This window comes from Flectobacillus sp. (assembly GCF_049240685.1).
Taxonomy (GTDB): domain Bacteria; phylum Bacteroidota; class Bacteroidia; order Cytophagales; family Spirosomataceae; genus Flectobacillus.
Map to the genome: position 1 here is coordinate 1 of NZ_JBMLSD010000415.1, position 5,895 is coordinate 5,895.

At 40.1% G+C, this 5,895-nt stretch carries 4 protein-coding genes; 3 read left to right on the forward strand and 1 reads right to left on the reverse strand.

What is annotated here, in order from left to right; genetic code table 11:
* Positions 1 to 221: 221 nt before the first annotated feature.
* The gene (locus tag ACOVQ4_RS19005; protein ID WP_421822186.1) at positions 222 to 2,018 is read left to right on the forward strand and encodes a 3-keto-disaccharide hydrolase; all 1,797 of its coding nucleotides are present in this window, start codon (positions 222 to 224) and stop codon (positions 2,016 to 2,018) included.
* 117 nt (positions 2,019 to 2,135) lie between these two features.
* Positions 2,136 to 4,133, forward strand: a complete 1,998-nt coding sequence (locus ACOVQ4_RS19010; RefSeq protein ID WP_421822187.1) for a c-type cytochrome — start codon at positions 2,136 to 2,138, stop codon at positions 4,131 to 4,133.
* A 92-nt stretch (positions 4,134 to 4,225) separates the two neighbouring features.
* Here ACOVQ4_RS19010 and ACOVQ4_RS19015 read toward each other — a convergent pair whose 3' ends face one another.
* Positions 4,226 to 4,567, reverse strand: coding sequence for a hypothetical protein (locus tag ACOVQ4_RS19015; RefSeq protein ID WP_421822188.1), 342 nt, complete (start codon positions 4,565 to 4,567; stop codon positions 4,226 to 4,228).
* Positions 4,568 to 5,024: 457 nt separating this feature from the next.
* On the opposite strand from ACOVQ4_RS19015, the gene ACOVQ4_RS19020 reads away from it, so the two are divergent.
* The gene (locus ACOVQ4_RS19020) at positions 5,025 to 5,861 is read left to right on the forward strand and encodes a glycoside hydrolase family 16 protein (RefSeq protein WP_421822189.1); all 837 of its coding nucleotides are present in this window, start codon (positions 5,025 to 5,027) and stop codon (positions 5,859 to 5,861) included.
* The last annotated feature ends 34 nt before the right edge of the window (positions 5,862 to 5,895 follow it).

The window sequence follows — 5,895 nt, forward strand, 5'->3', positions numbered from 1 at the left end:
ATGCCTGTTGCCTTGTGCCTAAAACAAATAATCCTGTTCACTTACTCTATCCAAAATTTATCTAATTTTTGATAAATTTATCGTTTTACATTTCAGAAATTATGAGAAATCGACAACCTATTACCGATTCTTGCTTTTCAGGATAACAAATACCAAGTATAGTGTTAAATTTAAGGGCAAATTCCCAATTTCTATTTTTATTCATATCAAAAACTCTTTTTATGAAAAAATTACTTTTGGTCATGTCTTTGTGTTTGCCATTAGGAAGCTTCGCACAAGAGACTGTTTCTTTGAATGATTTATCATTCTGGAAGCCAACGGGTAAAGCCAACTGGCAAATCGCTGGTGACGTAACTGCCGACCTCACAAAAAATGAAACAATGACCACTCAGGCTGGAAAAGGCATTTTGGTCAACCTCCCTGACGCCAACAACCGTGCAAACTTATTATCTGCTGCTGAATACGGCGATGTAGATGTAGAGTTTGACTTTATGATGGCATCTCATTCTAACTCTGGTTTTTATTTACAAGGACGTTACGAAATCCAATTGCTTGACAGTTGGGGCGTAAAAAAGCCTGCCTATGGTGACTGCGGTGGTATCTATAAGCGTCGCAAATTTATTCCACAAGAATACCTTTATGAAGGACACGCACCACGTATCAATGCATGTTTAGCACCAGGTTTGTGGCAACACATGCAGATTTCTTTCCAAGCACCTCGTTTTGATGCTGCTGGTAAAAAAATCGCAAATGCTAAGGTGATTTCTATTAAGTTAAACGGTTATGTTCTTCATGAAAATGTAGAATTGACTGGTCCAACGGGCGGCCCTATCTCTGAAGATGAAGCGCCACTTGGTCCATTTATGATTCAAGGTGACCACGGTGCTGTAGCTTTCCGTAACTTCAAAGTAGCTGACCTAAGTGGTAAGCCTGCTGAGATGGCACCTATCGCTTATAAAGTATTCTATGGTAAATTCAGAGAGCCAAAAGATTTTCTTTCAAAAAAACCAGATGCTACTGGTACCATCAATACCCTATCTTGGGATGTAAGTAAGCAAACCAATGATTTTGCTCAAATCTTCACAACAACCCTTGATGTTCCGAAGGCTGGTAAGCATTCATTCGAATTCCAACTTGCGGGTAAATATTATGTAAATGTCAATGGCAAAGAATTGTTGCCAGATGCATGGACTTTCTCAAGAGATAAACGTTTTGCTGAAATGGACTTGCCTGCGGGTAAAGTCCCTGTAGAAATTACCGTATATAAAACAGATGGTTGGATGCCTCCAATCTTAGGTATGTGGGTACAAGGCCCAAGTTTTCGCTCAACGGCTTATCATAGCCTAGCTTCTACCTTGGCTGGCCCTCCAGCAGATCCAATTTTATTGGATGCCAAAGAACCAATCGTATTCCGTTCGTTTACAGACCTTTTCAAAGATGGTAAAAAATTAAAGCGTGTAGTACACTCGGTAAATGTAGGTAACCCAAGCAACTTGCACTATACTTATGACCTAGACAACGGCGCTATCGTTCAAATCTGGAAAGGTGATTTCTTGGATACATCTCCAATGTGGGATGACCGTGGTGATGGTTCTTCACGTGCTCGTGGAGCCTTATTGACTTTGCCTGACAGTCCTGTATTGGTAGCAAATGCCGACAAAGGTTCTTCTACGGCTACTCCTACCGAAGCAGCAGCATATCGTCCGTTAGGGTATGATTTAGATGCCAATGACCTTCCTACTTTCCGTTACAAAATGTTGGGTAGCGAAGTAGAGGACCAAATCCGTGTTACTGATAATAAGTATTTGACTCGTACTTTGAGTATCAAAAATCCAGCGGGACAAGTAGTTCGTTTGGCTTTGGGCAACGAAATCAGCAAAGTAGCTGACGATACTTACACAGTAGATGGCAAAAGCTACTATATCAAGGCTTCGGGTGCTACAATCGAATCGGTAGGTACTCAGAAAGTATTAACTGTACCAGCTTCAGAAAAAGTACAGTACGCAATTATGTGGTAATCATTGGTCTAGGTAAGTTGGTAAAACAAAAGCTTACTCGGCACATAGATTCACTACTTTTTTAAGCTAAAAGAAAACCTTTTGGCATGAAAAACATCAATTTTGACTTTCAAAACAATGAAAATAAAATCTGTATTCAACTCAGTATCTAAGGCACTCCTATTGGCAGGATGTATGAGTGCTGGGGCTTTTGCTCAAGATGGCCCAACTGAAAATGATTATTACAAAATCGTAAAAGTACCTATCCCTGAAGGTATCGTTCTTGAAGTGGGAGGTTTGGTAACTTTACCTAATGGCGATGTTGCAGTGTCAACACGTCGTGGTGATGTGTATATCATCGAAAACCCAACTTCAACCAAGCCTGTTTATCGTAAATTTGCAAGTGGTTTGCACGAAATTTTGGGTTTAGCTTACAAAGACGGAAGCCTTTATTGCGCACAACGTGGTGAGTTGACAAAATTGGTTGACAAAAACGGCGACGGCAAAGCCGAACGCTATGAAACGGTATATGCTTGGCCTATTTCTGGTCACTATCATGAGTACTCATTTGGGCCTAAAATTGGGCCAGATGGCGCATTTTATGTAACTGGTAACGTAGGTTTTGGTGACTCTGATTGGTGGGCTGGTAAATCTCTTGTACCTTGGCGTGGATGGACTATGCGTATTACCGAAGATGGCAACATGCAACCTTATGCCGCAGGGATGCGTTCTCCGTGTGGGATTGGTATGTTGAATGGCGAATTTTTCTATGGCGATAACCAAGGAGACTGGATGGGTTCTGGTTTTATCACTCATGTAGAAAAAGGTGATTTCTTGGGTCACCCTGCTTCGTTGCAATGGGCAAACCGTCCTGAATCGCCCGTGAAGATGCGTGCGGATATGATTTTTTCAAAAGTTGATCCTCGCGACGACCCGAAAGTAAAACCTGAATATGTGAAAAATGAGCCTATGACTACCATTTATGAAATGGCTCATAAGACCTATCCAAACATGAATATCAAATCGCCAGCGGTATGGTTGCCTCACGGGGTATTAGGAGTGTCTACTTCTGAAATTATCGCAGACGAAACGAGTGGTGCATTTGGTCCATTTGCTGGTCAAATCTTTGTAGGTGACCAAGGTATGTCAAAAATTGCTCGTGTATTTCTCGAAAAAGTTAATGGACAATACCAAGGTGCATCTTTCGACTTCCGCTCGGGCTTCCGTTCGGGTGTATTGCGTATGTCGTGGGGTACCGACAAAGGTATGTATGTAGGTGGTACAAACCGTGGTTGGGGTTCTGTGGGTAAAGAAGATTACGGTCTAGAAAGATTGGTTTATACAGGAAAAACGCCTTTCGAAATGAAGGCTGTTCGTGCTATGCCTGATGGCTTTGAAATCGAGTTTACGATGCCTGTAAACAAAAAGACTGCTGAGGATGTAAACAACTACGACGTATCGAGCTACACATACAAATATCACCCAGTGTATGGTAGTCCGATTGTAGATCGTAAGGATAATGCTGTACGTGGTGCAAAGGCATCAGAAGATGGTTTGAAAGTAAGAATTGTAGTAGATGGTCTTCGTGAAGGTTATATCCACGATATCAAACCAGAAGGTGTTAAATCTGCTAAAGATGGCTTGGCATTGTTACACGGAAGCGCCTACTATACTTTAAACAGCATTCCTACGGGGCCAAAAGCAAACATTACCTTGGTTACGCCAAAAACTAGAGCTCAACGCGAAAGAGTAGATGCAGGTGCAGCGGCCAATACGCCAGATAATCAAATGAAAGAAGCTGCTCCAAGTACTGAAGGTATGAAAGGTAGCGCTAAACCAAAAGCTGGTGCTAAAACTGCTGCGGTATCGTCAATTATTTCTGACAAAGAAGCTATGGCATTGTTGTCAAAACATACTTGTTTGGCTTGTCACAAAGTAAATGAGCGTGCTGTAGGTCCGGCGTATTCGGAAGTAGCAAAACGCAAATATACTAATGCTCAACTAGAAGCTTTGATTGCAGAACCAAAACCAGAAAACTGGCCAGATTTTGCAACGCCAATGGCGCCAATGAGCCATGTTCCTAAAAAGGATATTCAAAAAATTGCTGCTTGGATCAACAATCTTAATAAGAAATAGATAGTAAACCAATCTATATAACAAGCAAAAGCGGCTACTCCACTGGGGCAGCCGCTTTTGTTTTAAAGGTATTCGATATAGTGACTCATGTACTATCCTCTTTTCACGACTTTAAATAACTTAGAAAAATGAGGAAGTAAATTCAGACGACCATGTACTTTTATTAATCCAGCAGAGGCATACGACGACGCCAATCCTATTGGGTCTTTTATAAAATTCTGAAATGCTGCATAAGACATTTTTATCGAGTTTTCGCACTGCTCCGAGGAAGCTACATAGCAAGTTGGTACGCCCGTCGTATCTACTATCCACTCTCCTTCTCGTTCGCCATAAATGGTCAAACGAAGCTTCATTGGATGTAAAGAAGATACGCTTGGATTAGCAATTAGGGCATCTGGAAAAGTACGTTTGAAAAAATCGTGAATATCAATCATGGCTTTGTATAAAGTTAAAATTTGAACAATATAAATTTAGGTCTCTCGGTTGGGAGAGACTATGGAGGTAACTTCTAGAAAGCAATTATCGATTCTGACTATAACATAGTTTATTTACAAGACGGTAACTATGTTAATCAAGTAAGGAAAGAGTATATCGAACAATAATTAAGGCGTTTCGGACTTTAGAGAGCATTCTTTGATTCTGTGTGTTAGTAGTCCGAAAGAAAGGGAGTTTTAGGTATTGAGTATGTTTTTGATTCTTCTTTATTTTCTAAACTCCTTAGATTAAATATAGGAATTTTACGGTTAAAATCCAATAAATTATGCAAAATAACACCCATAAAATATAATTTTTCTAATTTTATATAAAAATATTCATATTACATTTGTTCTTTTATATTTCATTTAACATTTCTAATAAAAGGCTTATTATCAATACATTAATTTACAAACTATGAAAAAACGCTATGTATTAACTGGACTATGTATTTGCTTACAATTTTGGGCTTTGGCACAAAACATCCCAACGAAAACCTATCAGTTTGCTTCAAAACCTTCATGGGCTGATGAGTTTAACAAAAATGGACTTCCTGACTCTACTAAATGGAACTATGATGTGGGCGGCCATGGCTGGGGCAACAATGAACTACAATATTATACTGAAAAAAAACCTAAAAATGCTCGTGTCGAAAACGGTGTACTCATTATCGAAGCCTTAAAGGAAACAGTAAAGGACAATGCCTATTCATCGGCACGTTTAGTGACCAAAGGCAAAGGGGATTTTCTGTATGGGAGATTCGAAATTAAGGCCAAACTTCCTGAAGGACGAGGCACTTGGCCCGCCATTTGGATGTTGGCTACTAAGCAAGTTTATAGCAAAACCTATTGGCCTGACAATGGCGAAATCGACATTATGGAGCACGTGGGCTACGACCCTGGTCGTGTACATGCCACGGTACATACTCGCGACTTCAATCATATCAAAGGTACTCAGCGCTCAGCCAATAAAATGCTTCCTGATTTTCATACAGCTTTTCATGTATATCGCGTAGATTGGACACCTGACAAAATAGAGGCATTTATCGATAACGAATTGATCTTGTCTTTTCCCAAAGTAAGCAATCGATGGGAAGAATATCCATTTGATCAACCTTTCCATATCTTACTAAATATTGCAGTTGGAGGAGGATGGGGCGGTCTCAAAGGAGTAGACGAAAGTATTTTCCCGCAACGTATGGAAATTGACTATGTAAGAGTATACCCCCTAAAGTCAGCTCCTAAAAAGAAATAAGCATGAGCAGTTCCAAATTGAGAGAATTTTGATT

What these genes read in the sequence shown, in the direction of transcription:
- ACOVQ4_RS19005 (WP_421822186.1), top strand. Translation starts at nt 222, where the DNA reads ATGAAAAAATTACTTTTGGTCATGTCTTTGTGTTTGCCATTAGGAAGC.
- ACOVQ4_RS19020 (WP_421822189.1), top strand. Translation starts at nt 5,025, where the DNA reads ATGAAAAAACGCTATGTATTAACTGGACTATGTATTTGCTTACAATTT.
- ACOVQ4_RS19010 (WP_421822187.1), top strand. Translation starts at nt 2,136, where the DNA reads ATGAAAATAAAATCTGTATTCAACTCAGTATCTAAGGCACTCCTATTG.
- ACOVQ4_RS19015 (WP_421822188.1), bottom strand. Translation starts at nt 4,567, where the DNA reads ATGATTGATATTCACGATTTTTTCAAACGTACTTTTCCAGATGCCCTA.